The following is a 17,820-nucleotide window of genomic DNA, read 5'->3' as shown; positions in this document are numbered from 1 at the left end:
GAAATGCCAGAGAAAAGGCCGAAAGAGGCCGTGCGCCGTCCGACCACCGCGGAAGACTATGAAGTCTTCTGCGGCGAGCAGATCGACGGTGCGGGCCGCTACTACGGATTGCTGCGGATTCGCCGCAAGACCGATGGGCGGCTCATCTATCCGTTCGACGGCTGTCCGCGTCCGGGGCCGTGCGCGACCGGTCCGCAGGCAAGGCAACAGGCACTCACGCTCGCGGATGAGCTGATTCGCGCGGACATTGCCACGCCCGAAGGGTGAGCAGACGTGCGCGCCGAAGGGGGAGCCTGCCCAGCTCAAAGGGAAAACACTTCGTGCACCGAAGTCTGAATCACGCCGCCATTCATCGGGCCGCCGCCCGCCACATGAATTGCATCGCCCACGACTGCCGCGCCCATGCCATGACGCGGCGTGAGCATGGGCGCATAGGCCTGCCATGAATCGGTCGCCGGATCGTAGCCCTCGTTCTGCCCGAAGACGCGCCGCGTGCCTTCCCCGCCCATGCAGAAGAAGCGTCCCCGCCACGCCGCGCCGCCGTGACCGGAGCGCGGCGTGGGCATGGGCGCGCGTTCTTCCCAGGCGTCGCGCTTCGCGTCGTAGGCCACGTGCATGCCGGTGTTGAAGTCGAACGTATCCATGCGGCCGCCGGCCACGAGTATCCAGCCCCCAAGCGAGACGGCCGCCGTGTGGTCGCGCGGACCGGGAATGGGCGCGAGCGTTTTCCAGCTGTCGCTCTGCGGGTCGTATGCCTCGTGCCAGTCCACCGAGCGCGTGTCGCGGCCGCCGATCGCGTGCAGCATGCCCTCGTGCGCCACGACGGAAATCGCGCCGCGCGAGCCGCGCGAAAGCGGGTGAATCGCGTGCCAGCGGTCGTCGGCCACGACATAGGCGTAGCAGTCGGGCACGGCAATGCGGTTCTGCTCGACGAACCCACCCATCGCATAGACCACGCCGTCGAGCGCCGCCACGCCGATATGATTCGCGCCGCGCGGAACAGGCGCGGCGTTGCGCCAGGCGCCGCGCGCCGCATCGAATACATGGTGATAGGGCCGCGCGACCTGGCCCGCGCCGTAGCCGCCGATCACATGCATGCGCTCGCCCTCGCTCGTCGCCCACGCCATTTCGCTGCGCGGCAGCGGCAAGGGGGGCGCCGTGGTCCATGCGCCTTGCGGCGCGGCGCTCGGCGCGCTCGAGTAGAAGAAGCGCTGCATGAACGCTTCGGGTGGCAGCTGCGTGGCGTTGGGGTCGTGCAGGCTCGCGTAGAGGCCGCCACGCTGGGCCGTTTGCATCGCTTGCGGGTCTTCTTCGGGCATGGCCTGCATGTCCGCAGCCATCGCTTCACGCTGCGTGCACCAGGCGGTGCTGCTCGCGGCGAGGCTCAGTTCGAGGAAGCGGCGACGGGAAAGCGGCATGGCGAACCTCGCGGAGGTGGAGGGGACGGCATTGGGCGCGCTTTTCCCGGGGCGTTTTTCTCGCTCGCACAGCGCGCAGTGGATACGGTACACGGGAACGTTGTCGCCCACTTTGTGTTACTACGCGGCGATCCAGGGCGCGATCGGTTTCGCGCCGCCAGGCTGCCTGGTCGACCGTCTTGAGAATTTAATTTCAAGTTACGTCGGCGGAAGAGAATCGAATACTCCGTCATCTGGAGAATCCACTTAATTTTGGAACCATTTTTTAGTGCCCGGGGCGTAGCATTTTCGACATTCCGTTGTGCGAGAAACGAAGATGAGCGAGAAGGGCGATTTGCGTTACTTTGACTATGCCGCGACCACCCCGGCGGACCCGCGGGTGATCGAGGCGATGTTCGGCTGTCTGGGCATGGAAGGCGATTTCGGCAACCCGGCCTCCAGCTCGCATGGCGTGGGCCAGCGGGCGCGCCGGCTAGTCGAGCAGGCGCGCAAGGACGTGGCGGCGCTCATCGGCGCCGATGCCGCGGAGATCGTCTGGACTTCCGGCGCGACCGAGTCGAACAATCTCGCGCTCAAGGGCTATGCGGACCGCGCGACGCAAAAGCGCCATCTCATCACGAGCCAGCTCGAGCACAAGGCCATTCTCGATACGATGACGAGCCTCGAAGCGCGCGGCATGACCGTCACGCGGCTCGCACCGGACGCGCAGGGCGAAATCACGGCAGCGGCCGTGGCCGCCGCGCTCACGCCCGACACCGGTCTCGTCTCGCTCATGCTGGTCAACAACGAACTGGGCACGCTCACCGATGTCGCGTCGATTGCGAGCGTGGTGCATGCCGCCGGCGCGCTGCTGCACGTCGACGCGGCGCAGGCGCTCGGCAAGACGCCCATCGACGTGAAAGCGATGGGCATCGACCTCCTTTCGATGTCGGCGCACAAGGTGTACGGGCCGAAGGGCATCGGTGCGATCTACGTGAGCCGCGAGGCGTTCGAGCGCATCGCGCCGCAAATGCATGGCGGCGGTCACGAGCGCGGTCTGCGCTCGGGCACGCTGGCCACGCATCAGATCGTCGGCATGGGCGTGGCGTGCGTGATTGCGCGCGAGGCGCTGCAAGCGGACAGCGAGCGCATTGCGCGGCTGGGCGAGCGCCTGCTGGCCGAGGTGCTCGCGTTGCCGGGCGTCACGCTCAACGCCGCGCGCGCGCAGCGCATTCCCCACACGCTGAGCCTCACGATCGATCTGCCGGGCTTCTTCCCGTTCCTGCTGACCGGGGACCTCGCGATCTCGTCGACTTCGGCCTGTAACTCGGCGGCGGGCACGCCTTCGCACGTGCTCACTGCCATCGGGCTTGGCGAAGAGGCGGCAAACCGCACGGTGCGCCTGAGCCTCGGGCGCTTCACGAAGCCGGAAGACGTCGATTTCGCGGTGGACTGCATTCGTCGCGTTGTGGCGCCGTGTCTGCCGGCGGCTGTGCCCGCCTGATTTCGTCGGTCAAGGTCACGATGAACATCGAAACCCGATGATCGTTTCACTCGTACTCGGCGCCATGATCGGCGCGATGCTGGGACTCACGGGCGCGGGCGGCGGCATTCTCGCCGTGCCGGCCATCGTGGTGGGAATGGGCTGGCCCATGCAGCAGGCCACACCGGTCGCCTTGATCGCCGTGGCGAGCAGCGCGGGGATCGGCGCGCTCGAAGCCTTCCGCAAGCGTCTCGTGCGCTATCGCGCGGCGTTCTGCATGGCGCTCGCGGGCGTGCCGACCACGTGGCTCGGCGTGCGCCTCGCTCAAGCCATGCCGCAACGCCTGCTCCTCGCGCTCTTTGCCGGCGTGATGCTGTTCGTGGCGGTGCGGCTGCTACGTCAGACCATCGGGAAAAAGCGCGCGCTGCCCGAAGCGTCGCCGCTTTGCGTGGGCCGCGTCAATCCCGACACCGGCCGCCTCGTGTGGTCGAAAGCGACGGCGCTCGCGCTGGCCTCGACCGGCGCGTTGACGGGACTGATGACCGGCCTGCTCGGCGTGGGCGGCGGCTTCATCATCGTGCCCATGCTGCGCAAGCTCACGAACATCTCTATGCACGGTATCGTCGCGACGTCGTTGATGGTCATTGCGCTCGTGGGCTCCGGCGGCGTGGTGGCGACGGTGCTGCATGGCGTGCCGCTGCGGCTCGACCTCACGCTGTGGTTCAGCGTCGCGACCGTCGTCGGCATGATGCTGGGGCGTCACGTTTCGCACCGCGTTTCCTCGCGGCATACGCAGATGGGCTTTGCCGCCATTCTGGTGTGCGTGGCGTGCGGCATGCTCGCCAAGGTGGTGCTCGGTTACTGAGACCTTGCGCTTGGTTCGCGCTCAACCGGCCGGGGCGAGAAAGACGCGGATTTCGTCGGCGAGCCAGTCGCGCACGGCACGCACCTTGGGGTCGTCGCGGCTGCCAATCCGATAGACGAGATCATGGCCGCGCTCGGACTCGAGACGCAGTTCCGGGAACGGCGCGACGAGCCGGCCGGCCGCGATGTCGTCCGCCACGATCACGCTGCGCCCGAGCGCGACGCCTTCCCCTCGAATCGCCGCCTCGATCGCGAGGCTCCCATGGCTGTATGCCGTGCCGCGATCGCTGCGCACGCCGCTCAATCCCGCCAGCGCCAGCCATTGCTCCCAGTTCGCAAGCATGCCGCCCTCATGCAGCAAGGTGCAGCGCGCGAGACTCTCGACCGATGCCATGCCGCCCATCTTCGCCCGATAGTCAGCACTGCAAACCGGCGTCACGGTTTCGTCGAGAATGCGCTCGGCCAGCACGCGCGGATAGCGTCCGCTGCCGTAGCGAATCGCCACATCGACATCCGAGTCGTTGAGATCGACGTATTTGTCGGTCACGTCGAGGTGGACGTCGAGTTCCGGATGGCGAGCCTTGAGGCGATGCAGGCGCGGCGCGAGCCAGCGGTTCGCAAAGGACACGCTGGCGTTGATCTTCAGGCGCGTGACGCTGTCGTGCGTGCGCAGGCGCTCGGACTCCTTGGTCAATTCAGCGAGCGCGCGGTTCACGGCCAGCAGGAACTCGGCGCCCGCTTCGGTCAGGACAATGCGACGCGTGAGGCGCTGGAACAGCGCCACGCCCAAATGGCTTTCGAGCGTCTTGATGTGCCGGCTCACGGCGCCATGCGTGACGTGCAGTTCCTGCGCCGCCAGCGTCATGCTGAGGAGCCGCCCGGTGGCTTCGAAGGCGCGCAGGGTTTGCAGCGGGGGAAGGCGGTCGAACATGGAGCCGGGGGTGTACGTGACGTGTGAGTTTTGCTCACGCATTATATGACGACAAATGGTTTGTCAGCCACATCGACCGGCTTCAATATGGGCATAAAGCCGCGGGACGTAACGTAACCAGTGCGACGCCCGCCGCGCATTCCTGACAGTTGGCATTCTCCGCATTGCGTCGCCCATCATGGATCTTCTGCTTTTCAAGCTCGTCTTTACGCCGTTGTTGCTGTTGGCCGCCAGTCTTGCCGCTCGCCGCTGGGGCGAAGCGGTCGGCGGGCTGCTCGTGGGACTGCCGCTTACTTCGGGGCCGGTTTCGGTTTTTCTCGCGCTGGAGCACGGACCGGCGTTCGCCGCGCAAGCGACTGCGGGTTCGCTTGTCGCAACGGCTGCGCAGGCGGCGTTTTGCGTCGTCTATTGCCGCCTCGCGGCGCGTGGGTGGAAGGTGGCGCTGGCAGGCGCAGGCGCCACGTTCGCCCTGGTGGCCCTCGTGCTGCAATGGGGCGCGCTGCCTACGCATGGTCTTTATCTCTTCGCCATTCTGGCCATTGCTCTTGCGCTCAACCTGATTCCGAACAAGCCGGCAAGAACGGTGCGCCTCTCGCCGCCGTGGTGGGATTTGCCGTCGCGCATGGCGCTCATCGCCGGCCTTGTGGTGAGCGTGACGCTGATCGCACCTTACGTCGGACCCGAGGCGAGCGGCGTGCTCGCATCGTTCCCGTTCATGGCGATCATCCTCGCCGTGTTCGCGCACCGCCTGATCGGCCACGAAGCGGCGCAGCAACTGATGCGCGGCATGACCACGGGACTGCTGGGATTTGCGTCGTTCTTCTTCGTCCTGAGCCTCACGCTCACGCACTGGAATCTACTGGCTGCCTACGGAACAGCGATAATCTGCGTGCTCACGATTCAGGCGATTTCCCTGTACCGCATGCGTCTGCCGACACCTTGCCTGCACGGCAAGGCCAAGGCCGAAGGCAGCACGCCTTAACCGCTGGCTTTGCGTCTGGCGGGTCTGGGCTGACGGCGCCGCGCTTGCTGCGGTGCATCGCAGGACTTCGGCTTCGGGGCGCGCCAACGCCTCGACGCCCACGGCGAATGGCCTAAACTACAGATCCGGCGGACGCGGCCGTTTCCGCATCGCCGGCCCGCCATGGCGCACCTCTTCTTCGCAGCTTCGATTCAGCGGCACGTCGCGACGCCCGAGCGCGAGATCGACGCGCGCACGCTTCGCGAAGCGTTCGATGCCGTGTTTGCCGAGCAGCCGCGTTTGCGCGGCTATATCCTCGACGATCAGGGCGCATTGCGTAAGCATCTGGCGGTATTCGTGGACGGCGTTCGCCTGCGCGATCGGGAACATTTGAGCGACGCGCTCGGCGATGAGAGCCGGGTGTACGTCGTGCAGGCGCTGTCCGGCGGATGAGTCACCACTTTGCGTGGGACCGGAGCGCTGACTCTGGATCGACAGGAGGGTACGCGAGATGAGCGATCGACTGCTGGTCGCAACCCGCAAGGGGCTGTTCGTTCTGCAAGCCGATGGAGAGGGCGGCTGGACAATCGGCGAACCTGAATTCGTCGGCGAGCCGGTGAGCATGGTGATGCCCGATACGCGCGACGGCTCGCTCTATGCCGCACTCAACCTGGGCCACTTCGGCGTGAAGCTGCATCGCCGGCGCGCGGGCATGGCGCACTGGGAAGAATGCGCGGTGCCCGTCTATCCGCCACAGCCTGCCGAGGAGATTCAGGCCAGCGAACCGGATGCATTGGGCCGCCTGCCTGCGCCGTGGTCGCTCCAGCAGATCTGGTCGCTCGAACCGGGCGGCGCGGACGAGCCGGGCGTGCTGTGGGCGGGCACGATACCTGGCGGCCTGTTTCGCTCCGGCGACGGCGGCGACAGCTGGGAACTCAACCGCCCGCTGTGGGACCGCCCGGAGCGCCGCGAATGGGCGGGCGGTGGCTACGACGCGCCGGGCATTCACTCGGTGATGGTCGATCCGCGCGACAGCCGGCACGTGACAGTGGGCGTGTCGTGCGGCGGCGTGTGGCAGACCGGCGACGGCGGCGCGAGCTGGCGCCTCACCGCCGAGGGCATGGAGGCCGACTACATGCCGCCCGAGCGGCGCGGCGAACCCAATGCGCAAGACCCGCACCGCGTGGTGCAATGCGCGGCGAATCCGGATGTGCTGTGGACCCAGCATCACTGCGCAATCTTCCGCTCGACCGATGGCGCGGCCCACTGGCGCCGCATCGAAGCGCAGCCGTCGAGCTTCGGTTTCGCGGTCGTGGTGCATCCGCGCGAGCCGGACACCGCGTGGTTCGTGCCGGCCCAAAAAGACCAGTACCGCGTTCCTGTGGACGGCCGGTTCGTCGTCACGCGCACGCGCGACGGCGGGCGTACATTCGAGCGCTTCTCGAACGGCTTGCCGGCCGCACCGGCATACGACCTCGTGTACCGCCACGGTCTCGACATCGACGGTACCGGCACGCGCCTCGCCATGGGCTCGACCACGGGCGCGCTCTGGACCTCGGACGATGGCGGCGAAAACTGGCGGCTCGTTTCGGCGCACTTGCCGCCGGTGTATTGCGTGCGCTTCGGGTGATGGCGGCCTTCCAGCCCGCCGCGCGGCCATGGTCGCGGCATGCGCACGCTCGCGGAGCCGGCGCGCAGCACGTACGCGCATCTCGCGCAGCGGGAGGCGGCGTGCGGATCGCGCTCAGCTCGGTCAAGATGCAGATCTTCGCCGCAATCTGTCTCGCGCGGCGGGTATCGAGCGAAATGCGGGAGTAGCGAGGGGTTTTGTATCGTTGTGTATCCGCCGTGGCAATGGACAAAGAGGCTTGCAAAAGCAGGGGTTCGTGGAAACAAGCGGGATACGTGCGGGAGTTCAAATACACCCATGCCAGTCAGCGACGTCGCACAAGAGACATCGAAAAAGACTGGACGCGCGAGCCACGCCATCGTGGTCCGAACCAACTCATTGCTTACAGGTGGATACCATGAAACTCATCAAGTCGCTGATCGTTGCCGCTGTTGTCGCCGTTCCCGTCGTCTCTTTCGCCCAGTCGGCCGAGCCGCTCACGCGTGCCCAGGTCCGCGCCGAACTGGTGCAGCTCCAACAGGCCGGCTACAACCCGGCGGCCGACTACAACGACTATCCGCAGCACATCGAGGCCGCCGAAGCGAAGGTGAGTGCGCAGAACGGCGCGGTGGCGTCGGCGTTCGGCGGCGTGGCGAATGGGTCGTCGGCAGCGGGCGCGGTTACGGCTTCGGCGTCGCACGACATTCCCGGCCTGGGTTCGATCTACGCGCACCAATGATCGGTGCGTGAAGGTGCGAGTGCAAGAGCGGTCCGCTTCGAGCGGGCCGTTGTTCATGTCGCGACTTGCCTCGTGCTTCGTCCCGGCCTAACCTGTGCCGGATACGACGCCCCCCGAGGCCAGCATGCAAATCCATCCCGTACGGCTGTCTCCCGGCGACGATCTGCGCGCCACCGTCGAAAGCTTGCTGGGCCAGCAAGCCTCGCATGCGGCGTTCGTCATTCAGGGCATCGGCAGCCTGAGCGTCGCGCAGTTGCGCTTCGCCGGCGCCGAAACGCCGACCGCATTGCGCGGCGACCTCGAAATCCTCACGCTCGCGGGCTCGGTGTCGCCCGATGGCGCCCATTTGCACATGTCCGTGTCCGACGCGCAAGGCCGCGTGATGGGCGGCCACGTCGCGCGCGGCTGCACCGTGCGCACCACGGCGGAGCTGCTGCTGGTGCTGCTGCCTGGCCATCGTTTCTCACGCGAGCTCGATTCCGCGACCGGATACGCGGAGCTGCAGATCCGCAACGCGCCAGGCTGATCCGCCTGCGCCGCCATTCGCGCGACCCCACGCACCGTCACAAAATTTAAAAGCGGCATCGCTATGCTTCGGCGTTGCCTCGCCGCTGTCCGTGCTGCGCGCGAGGCCCCGCTCGGGCCGCTCCTCGAGCCGTTGTTGTGCCTCTATCTGGACGGAGACTTCGATGACGGTCGAATCCGCGCCGGCGCGCTTGCCATGGCAACGCGCGTCGCGCAGACGTTTGTGCCTGCCCGCTGCATTCAAAACGATGCGTGCGCCCGCCATGCTGTTTGCATGCGCAGCCGCGCTGTGTACGCTGGGCGCGTGCAGCGCACGTGATAGCGACGCGCGCGTCGCGCTCACCACGAACGCGGCACGCGAACTCGCGCAAGCGCAGCCAGGTACCAATCCACAGCGCCCGGCGCTCGCCAACGCATTCACGCTGGCGTCGGATGCGGGCGCATCGAATCTCCCAGATAGTGCGAACGGCATGGTGAACGCCGGCGTCGCCTTGCCCGCGAACGCCGTGCGCTCGCCGGCGAAGCCACCCGCCGGCGGGAGCGCGCAAGACACACAAGCCGCGCAGATCGAACCGCTTGTCACACCCGTTATCCACACCGCTGACTGACGTACCCGGCCGCGCGGCCTGGCCGCCTGCCGCCCGTCAAGGCGGCGTGCCGTGCGTGCCTTTCTCAACCTGAAGATGGAAACCACAAGATGACCTCGAGAAGCCGCCGTGACTTTCTCCGCACCGCCGCGATGAGCGCCGGTTCGGCCACCGCCCTGACGATGCTGCCGCAGGGCATCCGCAATGCGCTCGCGATTCCCGCGAACAATCGCACGGGGAGCATCCGCGATGTCGAACACATCGTGATCCTCATGCAGGAGAACCGCTCGTTCGATCATTACTTCGGCACGCTGCGCGGCGTGCGCGGCTTCGGCGACACACGCGCGATCACGCTGCCTACCGGCAAGCCGGTGTGGAACCAGCCGCTCGCGGCCGGCGCGGGCGAAGTGCTGCCGTTTCATCCCACGGCGTCCAACCTGGGCCTGCAGTTCATCCAGGACCTGCCGCACGACTGGACCACGACGCACGCTGCGTGGAATGGCGGCCGCTACGACCAGTGGGTGCCCGCCAAGGGCACGACCACGATGGCCTACCTCACGCGCGACGACATTCCGTTCCACTACCAGCTCGCCGACGCGTTCACGATTTGCGACGCGTACCACTGCTCGACGATGACCGCGACCGACCCGAACCGCTACTACATGTGGACGGGCTGGGTGGGCAACGACGGCAGCGGCGGCGGCCCGGTGATCGACAACGCGGAAGCGGGCTATGGCTGGTCCACGTATCCCGAAGTCCTGCAGAGCGCGGGTATTACGTGGAAGATCTATCAGGACGCGGGCGAAGGCCTGGATGCCAAGGGCTCGTGGGGCTGGACGGGCGACAACCCGTACATCGGCAATTACGGCGACAACTCGCTCCTGTATTTCCATCAATACCAGAACGCCCAGCCCGGCAATCCGCTGTATGACCGCGCACGCACGGGCACGAACGTGCTGGCGGGCGGCGGCTATTTCGACGTGCTCAAGCAGGACGTGGCGAACAATGCGCTGCCGCAGGTCTCGTGGATCGTCGCGCCCGAGGCGTATTCGGAGCATCCGAACTGGCCAGCCAACTATGGCGCGTGGTACGTCGACCAGGTGCTGCAGATCCTCACGTCGAACCCGGACCTGTGGAGCAAGACCGTGCTGCTCGTGAACTACGACGAGAACGACGGCTTCTTCGATCACCTGGCGCCCCCGTTCCCGCCGGCTTCGAGCGCGAACGGCCTTTCGACCGTCGACACGACGAACGAAATTTTCCCGGGCAGCAGCAAGTACGCGGCGGGCCCGTACGGCCTCGGACCGCGCGTGCCGATGCTCGTGGTCTCGCCGTGGTCGCGCGGCGGTTGGGTGTGCTCGGAGACGTTCGACCATACTTCCGTGATCCGCTTCATCGAGAAGCGCTTCGGTCTGCATCACGACCTGCGCGAGCCGAACATCACGCCATGGCGCCGCGCCGTGTGCGGCGACCTCACGTCGGCATTCAACTTCGCCACGCCTAACGCGGCGATTCCCGCGCTGCCTTCCACGACGGGCTATGCGCCGCCCGACAAGCTGCGTCACCCCGACTACGTGCCGGTGCCGCCGGTCGTGGGCAGCGTGCCGAAGCAGGAAGCGGGCGTGCGCAACGCGCGGGCGCTGCCGTACGAGCTGTTCGTGCGCTTCGATTCGAACGCCAGCTCGGGCGACGTTTCCACGCGCTTCGTCAATTCGGGCCGCGCCGGTGCGGTGTTCCTCGTCTACACGGCGGGCAGCACCGATGCGCCGCGCACCTATACGGTCGAAGCCGGCAAGCATCTGCAGGACAAGCTCGCGATTGGCGCGAGCGGCGCATACGACTTCAGCGTGCATGGACCGAACGGGTTTCTGCGCCGTTTCGCGGGCACGCAGGTCAAGTCGGACTGGTTCGGCGGCAACGAAACGGCGCGCCCCGAAGTGGCCGAGGGCTACGACGTGGCGAACGGCAACCTGCAACTGCGCCTCGAGAACAAGGGCGGCGCGCGCTGCCAGTTCACGATCGTCAACGCGTACGACCCGGGCACGAAGATCCAGCGCACGGTGCCCGGCGGCGACACCGAGCAGCTTTATCTCGACCTGCGCAACGCGTACGGCTGGTACGACCTGACGATCACGGTCGATAGCGATGCGACGTTCGTGCGCCGCATTGCGGGGCATGTCGAAACGGGCCACGCGAGCTATAGCGATCCCGCGCTCGGCGCCTGATACCGCTGAGGAGTGAGATGAGCCGCGGCTTTTGCGAGCCGTGGCTTTTTTTGTTTACCACGTAGTGGAGCAGGTGGATCAGGGGCGATCACGGCGCCTCTAGCGCCAGCGTGGCGGTGGCGGTCCCCAGCCGGGATGCCGGACGTGTCGCGGACCCATGAAATGCGGAGGGCGGTGCCACGGAGAAAAGCCGTGCCGCGAATACACAACGGGAGGCGGCCACATCGGCGCGGCGGGATGCATGAAGAATACGGGCGGCGGCGGCGCGTAGAACGCCCCAGGAATCCCGATGCCCACGCCGACATTGACGTTCACGCGCGCCTGTGCGGTTTGCATCGCGCACAGCGTCGTCGCGATACAGAGGAATGCAAACTTCAACACACGGAGTTTCATCGCCGATCCTCCGTCGCGAGCGCGCGTTGCGGACGCTCGCGGCTGGTTATTTCGTGTGCGCTTCAGCGGGCCGGAAAGCGGCGTCCGCAAGCTTCTTCTGCGAGTCGGGCATGGTCGCGTAAAGCGCCGAGAAGGCATCGAGCATCGCCTTGCTGCCGTCGGCATTCGCCTGGGCGATTTCGTTCCACGATTGAAGGTTCTCCACCGCGGTTTGCTGCTGGGCATTATCGTGCCGCTGCTGGATCAGATCATCCACCGTTTTCGCGTTATTGCGCATGACGTCGGCCACTTTCGCCCACTGATCCTCTTCGGCGGGAGTAATCTTCAGTTCGGCATGCAGTTCTTTCACGCGGTCGTCGACAGTTTCGACGTGATGCTGATGCGACGACGCAGCCGGAGCGCTGGCCTGCGCCCAGCACGTGGAAGTGCCGAGCAGGGCTAGCGCAAGCAGGACAGGTTTCATTGTCAGCCCTCGCGAAAAGCGTTCGCCGGCAATGGCCGGCAAGTCGGAACGAACCATTTTGATCATAGCAGCGGCGGCAACCAAATTCGGCATCCTCTATGTAACAGCGAATAACAGGGAAAAGAGGGAATAGGGCACGATTCCCGCAAAGCACCACGCTTCACTCACGCAGAAAATCGGCTTGGCTCGCCCGGCAGCGAGGCATTCTGACGATACAAGGAGGCAACGTGGCGATTCGATTGGCATTTCAGAGGGCATCCCATTCGCATTCCGCTCCCGTCGCCCGGTTAGCGTGGGGAAGACTGGCGTGCGCCACGCTGGCCGTGGCAACTTTGGCGGGCTATGTGCCTGCGAGCCGCGCCGCCGTGTCCATCATGCGCCCGCCGCGCGAGGCGAGATCGGACGAACCGCTCGTCGTGACGATCGTGTATACCGGCGATGCGCCGACCGGCACTTCGATCGACGTGCCGCGCGATTTGAGCATCACGCTGACCAATGGAGAGGCGTTGCCGAAGGCCGTGCTGCTCGCGCGCGAACCAGGCGCACCCGAGCATTTGCGGCTCGCCGCCGGAGAGATGAAGGCCGTGAGCTATAGCGCGGCATGGCCCAAGTGGGCGCGCGGCGCTTTGAGAGTGGACGTGCCGGGCGTGGACGTTTCGCCTTCCGTGGTCCTGCTCACGCGCATGCCGGCTTCGGCAACGGCGAACGCCGCGGCGCCTGCCTCCGCGCCTTTGGTGCCAGCGGCAACGGTTGCGTCCGCATCGGAACCGGTCGCCACGGCGCCAGCCGAAGGACCCATGGCGGGCAATGCTTCACTTGCGGCGCAAATGCCGCCTTCCACCGTAAAGCCCTCGAATTCGCTGGTGCCCGATATTGGCACTTTCCTCGCGGGCCGTCTTTCGTTCTACCAGCCAAACTATTTCGCGGACGGCTGGTCATCGAGCGACGCGGATCTCGCAAGATTCCAGATCAGTATCAAATTCCGCTTCATCTTGCCGGACGATCCGCGCTCACGCGGTTTCCTCGACAACCTCTATTTTGCTTATACGCAGACTTCGCTTTGGGATGTCCGCGGGGACGAGTCGCCGTTCCACGATACGAGCTACATGCCCGCGCTTTTCTACTACCTCGAGGACACCGGTTGGAGGTCCAGCTGGTTCACCCGGATGGGTATCGAGACCGGCTACGAGCACGAATCGAACGGGACGCCCGGTCCGGGTTCACGCGGCGTCGACATCGTGTACGTGAAGCCGATCTGGGATTTCGGCGACCTCAACGCGAACCACCTGACCATCGAGCCGAAAATCTACGCGTACGAGCACATCCAGGAGACGAATGGGGATATAGCCCACTATCGCGGCTATGTCGATCTGCTGTTCAAATACGGCAGCCCTGATGGCTGGCAACTCGCAACGACGCTGAGAAAAGGCACGAGATCGACCTATGGAAGCGTCGATGTGCAATTTACATACCCGCTTGCCAAGCTATTCGGCAATGCATGGGGCGGGTATCTGTTCCTCAACTACTTCAACGGCTACGCCGAAGATCTTCTCGATTACAACCAGCACCGCTGGGCTGCGCGCATCGGTTTCGCCGTGTCGCGCTGACTGACTTTGGCGTGCGAATGTTGGGAAACGTCACTCGTGCGGCGGGTATCGTAGAGAGACACCAGGCGTGGGTCACGTAATGCTTTGACCCACTACGAACCGGTGGCCATCCGGTGTGGCCACGGTGCATTCGCGCATGCCGTACGGGCGATCGAGCGGAGGCTGCAGGACAATTGCACCTCGTTGCGCGATTTCATCGTGAAACGCTTGAACGTCATCGACTTCCAGATAGCCGAAGTAGCTGTGATCGCCCGTCGCCGCCGGGGACAACGCATCGGGGCAATGGCCGAGCATGATCCGCACGCCGCCCCTCTCGACGATTCGCCAGTCGGTCGAATCGGCCCAATCTACCCGAAAGCCAAGCACGTCGCGAAAGTATGCCGCGTTGCGTTCGAGGTCCTGGACGGCAAGGACGAAAGCGAAGGGACGTAGCGTGTTCGTGTCGGTCATGAGCGATCTTCTTCGACAGGGATTCGATTGGGGGTGGCGTAAGTATGACGCACGCATCGGGCACCGTGTTTGCTCGCTGTACATGCAGTGCGCCATCCGCAGTCGCGGCTAGCCGGTTGCCGCGCTGCTCACACGCGCACCATCGGAGGAATGACCATGAATGAGCAACGGGAAGAGCGCATCCGGCGACGCGCTTATCAACTCTGGGAAGACGACGGCGCGCCGGAAGGTCGGGCGGACGAATATTGGAGCCGCGCCGAAAAACAGGTTGCCGCCGAATATGACGCAGAAGGAGAAGCGTCGAGCATCGCCAGCGATCAGGCCGGCAAGCGCCGGTTTGCCGGTGAACCCCTGCAGGAAAGCGACGCCATGCCGCCGAGTGAACTGGCGCGCGACAAGCGGCGCGGTGGCGGGTGAACTCACGCGTTGATCGCGCATGTGCCGCGCTTCAGGCCATCGTCACGCCAGCCGGCGCGACCTGTTCGCACATCAATGATGCGCGAACAGGTCGTTGCGGCCCTCGTGTGACATGAGTGCGTCGTGGCGCGACATTTGCGCAACCGACGCATTCGAGGTGCCCGAGCTTTCCATGCCATAGCCGGAATCGTCGGTGCGTTGCGTGCTGGCGCGCTGCGGGTTTGCCGGTTGCTGCATCTGCGTCTGCATTTGCCTGGTTTGTGCCGCAGGTTCAGTGTCCTGTGCGAAGGCGGCGGCGGGCAACGCGACGGCAAGCGAGACAATAGCAGTAGCAAGTATAAGTTTCATGATACAGACTCCATGTAACAAAAGTTACTTCGGATTACTGAAAAAATGTACGGATCGCAAAACCGTTTTGCAACCGCGCATTCAACATCGCGACGTCCGATCACCGCGACGTATGTCCACAGGCTACGCAGCCAACCTTAGAGTTTGCTTATGCGCAGGCAACGATGCGCATCTAGTGCATATTCGACCGTGGTTAAGGTTTAGTTAAGCAACGGCGGCATATAGTCCCAAGCTGTTTCGTTCCGCCCGTCATGCGGCGCAAGGAGTGTTCATGTCCACCACCACACGAAGTCTCATCGAAGATACGGTCAGCAAGGTCCCCGCCGTGACGCTCGGCTTCTGGATCATCAAGATTGCTTGCACCACGCTCGGCGAAACCGGCGGTGACTGGGTGACGATGTCACTGAATCTGGGCTATCTGGTTGGCACCCTCATTTTTCTCGCATGCTTCGTCGTGCTGGTGGGGGCGCAGATCCGTGCACAGCGCTTCTACCCGTGGCTTTATTGGGCGACGATCGTCGCCACGACCACGCTCGGCACGACGCTCGCCGACTTTTGCGACCGTTCGCTCGGCGTAGGCTATCCCGGCGGCGTATCGATCATTCTGCTGCTGCTCGTGGCCAGTCTCGCGATCTGGTACCGCGTAGAAGGTACGGTGTCGATCGAGAGCGTCGCGACGCCGCGCGTCGAGTGGTTTTACTGGATTACGATCCTGTTTTCGCAGACGCTCGGCACCGCGCTGGGCGACTGGGTGGCGGGCGAAGACCGCGGCGGCCTTGGCGTGGGCTACGAATATGGCGCTGCGATCTTCGGCGCAGGCCTCGTCGTCGTCGCGCTGCTGTGGTTGTGGCCGCGCGTTTCGCGCACGGCGCTTTTCTGGTTCGCGTTCGTGCTCACGCGTCCGCTCGGCGCGACGCTGGGCGATCTGCTCGACAAGCCCGTCGCTGACGGCGGCCTGCACTTCAGCCGCTTTTATGCATCGGCGCTGCTGATGATCTTCATCGTCGGCTGCATCGTGGTGCTGCCTCAGCGTGCCGCTCGCCGGGTGCGCGACGCGTAGCGCGCATCGGTCATTGCGGCATCACGCACGTGAAACTGGTCGCGCGGTTCAGATTACCCTTGCCCAGATAGCGCGGAAACGCCGGGTAGCGGCACAGCGGACGCGTGCGGCCGTTCGTGGCCTGGGCAATGTCGGTCGCGAACAAGGTTTCCGGCGCGCTGTCATGCGTGACCCAGTCGTCGAGCGCGCCCAGCAGATCGACGGACGGAATGAACACGCCGTTGCCGTGCTGGTAACCCGGCACCATGTAGAGCCGCATGAAGCTGTCCACGCGCTCTTCGCCGTAGCGCCCCACCAGCCCCTGGTAGTAGGCGATGGTCTGGTTTGGGCTGATGACCTCATCGGCGAGTCCTTGCAAGGTGATGAGCTTGCCGCCTCGCGCGATATAGCGCGACACGTCCGGATTCATCGCGCCGATCGTCGTCGACAGCGTAAACAGGCGCTCGCGGTGACGGCCGGGATGCATTACGTCGAAGTTCGTCGAATCGAAAGTCGGGTCGTGCGTGATGAAGTATTTGAGGTACGCATCGCCCTGCGCGTACAGGTAGCCATTGGCGACGAACCCCAGTTGAGTCAGCCGCTGCGGCGCATGCGCGAGGCCCAGCATGCTCGTGAAGCGCGTGCCCTGGAAGACGTTGTAGCCGCGATAGGTGTCCGCATTCCAGGCGAGCGCGTAGGGCAGGCGCAGGCCGTCTCGCAGGCTTTCCAGCGTCGCCAGTTGCGGTGGCGTCAGGCAGTCGTCGGGGGCGTGCTGGCGATCCGTCTGATCCTGTGAGGAGCAACGCAGCGAGTCGATGATCTCGGGCTCTTTCGCGCGGCAGGCTTCGACGTCGCTGATCAGGCCGTCCGCCGCGCCGTCGAGCGTATCGCATACCTGCATCACGCGCTCGTACACGCGCTCCAGCAGTTGCGGCGACAGATAGCCGCCCGGCGTGCGGTATTCGTGCTGGCCCACCACGACGCCCGTCAAGCGCACGCCCGAGAAGTTCAGCGCGGGCGAATTCGCGATCACGCCGTCGTAGTCATCGGGATAGCGCTGGATCACGGTATAGCCTTCGCGGCCGCCTGTCGAGCCGCCCGCGAAATACACGTGCTCCGGCGGCTTGCCATAGCCGAGCGTGATCAGTGCGAGCGCAACGTCATGCGCTTTCTTCAAATGCGCGTAGCCGAAGTTGGTCACGGCTTCTTCGAGCAGTCCGAAGTTGGCCTCGGACGAGGTGCCATTGTGGCCGGAGTCGTCGCCGAAGGTCGCATAGCCGCGCGCGAGCGGCGCGCGGTCGGGCGAGAAGGGCATCGGGCCGGTTCCCGTCACCACGACGCCGCTGTAGCCGCCACCGCCGAATTGCAGCGCACGGCCGTTCCAGCGGCTCGGAAGATTGACTTCGAAGCGGATGTCCGGCGTCCCGGCGCTCCGGGCGCGGATCACGCCGGTCAAGCGGCAGAAGTCGCCGTTGAGATTGCCTGTGGCGGTCGCGGAGATCATCGCGGCGCTCTGCACGAGCGCACCGTTGGTCGGCAGGCCGATGCTCGTGGGCGGCAGCAGCGCGCCGGCAAGGTCGGTGCAATGCAGCGGCAGCGAAGGCGTGTGCTGGGCGAAAACGGGGCCGCTAGCGATGAGCGTGAGCGTGGCGATGGCGCTCGCCTTGAGGGATCCGAGTGCGCGCTTGCCCCGTCGTATCATCCGCAGCCGGCTCCGTTGACGCTCGCCCGGGCCTTCTCCTTCTGGCGCCCGAGGGTGCCGCGCCACGCCCTGGCGAGCAT

General features: G+C 65.4%; 19 protein-coding genes and 1 pseudogene. 13 read left to right on the top strand and 7 right to left on the bottom strand.

Features of this window, described 5'->3' with window-relative positions; translation table 11 throughout:
- The first annotated feature begins 3 nt into the window (after positions 1-3).
- Positions 4-267, top strand: a complete 264-nt coding sequence (locus AB3X99_RS26705) for a DUF6723 family protein (RefSeq protein WP_069263747.1) — start codon at positions 4-6, stop codon at positions 265-267.
- Between the two features lie 35 nt (positions 268-302).
- Here the strand turns inward: AB3X99_RS26705 and AB3X99_RS26700 are convergent, their stop codons facing one another.
- Positions 303-1,418, bottom strand: coding sequence for a Kelch repeat-containing protein (locus AB3X99_RS26700; RefSeq protein ID WP_368618596.1), 1,116 nt, complete (start codon positions 1,416-1,418; stop codon positions 303-305).
- Between the two features lie 316 nt (positions 1,419-1,734).
- Here AB3X99_RS26700 and AB3X99_RS26695 point away from each other — a divergent pair.
- Together AB3X99_RS26695 and AB3X99_RS26690 are read left to right on the top strand one after the other, a co-directional pair.
- A pseudogene (locus tag AB3X99_RS26695) lies at positions 1,735-2,868 on the top strand (cysteine desulfurase family protein); the annotation flags it as partial.
- A 70-nt stretch (positions 2,869-2,938) separates the two neighbouring features.
- Complete coding sequence (locus AB3X99_RS26690; RefSeq protein WP_069263751.1) at positions 2,939-3,745, top strand: sulfite exporter TauE/SafE family protein; 807 nt, start codon at positions 2,939-2,941, stop codon at positions 3,743-3,745.
- 21 nt (positions 3,746-3,766) lie between these two features.
- Here the strand turns inward: AB3X99_RS26690 and gcvA are convergent, their stop codons facing one another.
- Complete coding sequence (gcvA, locus tag AB3X99_RS26685) at positions 3,767-4,675, bottom strand: transcriptional regulator GcvA (protein WP_069263753.1); 909 nt, start codon at positions 4,673-4,675, stop codon at positions 3,767-3,769.
- A gap of 178 nt (positions 4,676-4,853) precedes the next feature.
- Between gcvA and AB3X99_RS26680 the strand changes: the two genes are divergently transcribed.
- The 7 genes from AB3X99_RS26680 (at position 4,854) to AB3X99_RS26650 (ending at position 11,321) form a co-directional block, all read left to right on the top strand.
- Entirely contained in the window at positions 4,854-5,657 is an 804-nt protein-coding gene (locus AB3X99_RS26680; RefSeq protein WP_368618595.1) for a hypothetical protein, read from the top strand.
- 162 nt (positions 5,658-5,819) lie between these two features.
- Positions 5,820-6,089, top strand: a complete 270-nt coding sequence (locus AB3X99_RS26675; RefSeq protein WP_069263757.1) for a MoaD/ThiS family protein — start codon at positions 5,820-5,822, stop codon at positions 6,087-6,089.
- A 58-nt stretch (positions 6,090-6,147) separates the two neighbouring features.
- Complete coding sequence (locus tag AB3X99_RS26670; protein WP_368618594.1) at positions 6,148-7,266, top strand: exo-alpha-sialidase; 1,119 nt, start codon at positions 6,148-6,150, stop codon at positions 7,264-7,266.
- 397 nt (positions 7,267-7,663) lie between these two features.
- Positions 7,664-7,984, top strand: a complete 321-nt coding sequence (locus tag AB3X99_RS26665) for a DUF4148 domain-containing protein (RefSeq protein WP_069263760.1) — start codon at positions 7,664-7,666, stop codon at positions 7,982-7,984.
- 124 nt (positions 7,985-8,108) lie between these two features.
- Positions 8,109-8,510 (top strand): PPC domain-containing DNA-binding protein, encoded by a 402-nt coding sequence (locus tag AB3X99_RS26660; protein WP_342947570.1) that lies wholly within the window; start codon positions 8,109-8,111, stop codon positions 8,508-8,510.
- A 163-nt stretch (positions 8,511-8,673) separates the two neighbouring features.
- A complete protein-coding gene (locus AB3X99_RS26655; RefSeq protein ID WP_368618593.1) occupies positions 8,674-9,117 on the top strand; it encodes a hypothetical protein in 444 nt (147 codons plus the stop codon).
- Positions 9,118-9,206: 89 nt separating this feature from the next.
- Complete coding sequence (locus AB3X99_RS26650) at positions 9,207-11,321, top strand: phosphocholine-specific phospholipase C (protein ID WP_342947568.1); 2,115 nt, start codon at positions 9,207-9,209, stop codon at positions 11,319-11,321.
- 99 nt (positions 11,322-11,420) lie between these two features.
- On the opposite strand, the gene AB3X99_RS26645 is transcribed toward AB3X99_RS26650, so the two are convergent.
- Positions 11,421-11,714 (bottom strand): hypothetical protein, encoded by a 294-nt coding sequence (locus tag AB3X99_RS26645; protein ID WP_035512844.1) that lies wholly within the window; start codon positions 11,712-11,714, stop codon positions 11,421-11,423.
- A gap of 46 nt (positions 11,715-11,760) precedes the next feature.
- The gene (locus AB3X99_RS26640) at positions 11,761-12,261 is read right to left on the bottom strand and encodes a Spy/CpxP family protein refolding chaperone (RefSeq protein ID WP_256094627.1); all 501 of its coding nucleotides are present in this window, start codon (positions 12,259-12,261) and stop codon (positions 11,761-11,763) included.
- A gap of 239 nt (positions 12,262-12,500) precedes the next feature.
- Here AB3X99_RS26640 and AB3X99_RS26635 point away from each other — a divergent pair, with 239 nt between their 5' ends.
- Positions 12,501-13,784, top strand: a complete 1,284-nt coding sequence (locus AB3X99_RS26635) for a phospholipase A (protein WP_256094628.1) — start codon at positions 12,501-12,503, stop codon at positions 13,782-13,784.
- Between the two features lie 72 nt (positions 13,785-13,856).
- Here AB3X99_RS26635 and AB3X99_RS26630 read toward each other — a convergent pair whose 3' ends face one another.
- On the bottom strand, positions 13,857-14,234 hold the full coding sequence (locus tag AB3X99_RS26630) for a VOC family protein (protein WP_342947567.1): 378 nt from the start codon (positions 14,232-14,234) through the stop codon (positions 13,857-13,859).
- A gap of 156 nt (positions 14,235-14,390) precedes the next feature.
- Here AB3X99_RS26630 and AB3X99_RS26625 point away from each other — a divergent pair, with 156 nt between their 5' ends.
- Positions 14,391-14,651: a DUF2934 domain-containing protein gene (locus AB3X99_RS26625; protein ID WP_069264161.1), complete on the top strand. Its 261-nt coding sequence runs from the start codon at positions 14,391-14,393 to the stop codon at positions 14,649-14,651.
- Between the two features lie 72 nt (positions 14,652-14,723).
- Here the strand turns inward: AB3X99_RS26625 and AB3X99_RS26620 are convergent, their stop codons facing one another.
- The gene (locus tag AB3X99_RS26620; protein ID WP_368618592.1) at positions 14,724-14,999 is read right to left on the bottom strand and encodes a hypothetical protein; all 276 of its coding nucleotides are present in this window, start codon (positions 14,997-14,999) and stop codon (positions 14,724-14,726) included.
- Positions 15,000-15,270: 271 nt separating this feature from the next.
- On the opposite strand from AB3X99_RS26620, the gene AB3X99_RS26615 reads away from it, so the two are divergent.
- Positions 15,271-16,059 (top strand): hypothetical protein, encoded by a 789-nt coding sequence (locus AB3X99_RS26615; RefSeq protein WP_069263771.1) that lies wholly within the window; start codon positions 15,271-15,273, stop codon positions 16,057-16,059.
- A gap of 10 nt (positions 16,060-16,069) precedes the next feature.
- On the opposite strand, the gene AB3X99_RS26610 is transcribed toward AB3X99_RS26615, so the two are convergent.
- Positions 16,070-17,740 (bottom strand): tannase/feruloyl esterase family alpha/beta hydrolase, encoded by a 1,671-nt coding sequence (locus AB3X99_RS26610; RefSeq protein ID WP_368618591.1) that lies wholly within the window; start codon positions 17,738-17,740, stop codon positions 16,070-16,072.
- Positions 17,741-17,820 lie beyond the last annotated feature (80 nt).

Origin of the sequence: Paraburkholderia sp. BR10882 (genome assembly GCF_040948855.1) — a bacterium.
In the GTDB taxonomy this organism is placed as follows: Bacteria; Pseudomonadota; Gammaproteobacteria; order Burkholderiales; family Burkholderiaceae; genus Paraburkholderia; species Paraburkholderia nodosa_A.
Note: the sequence above shows the minus strand (reverse complement) of the source record. Positions and strands in the feature narration are given on the sequence as shown.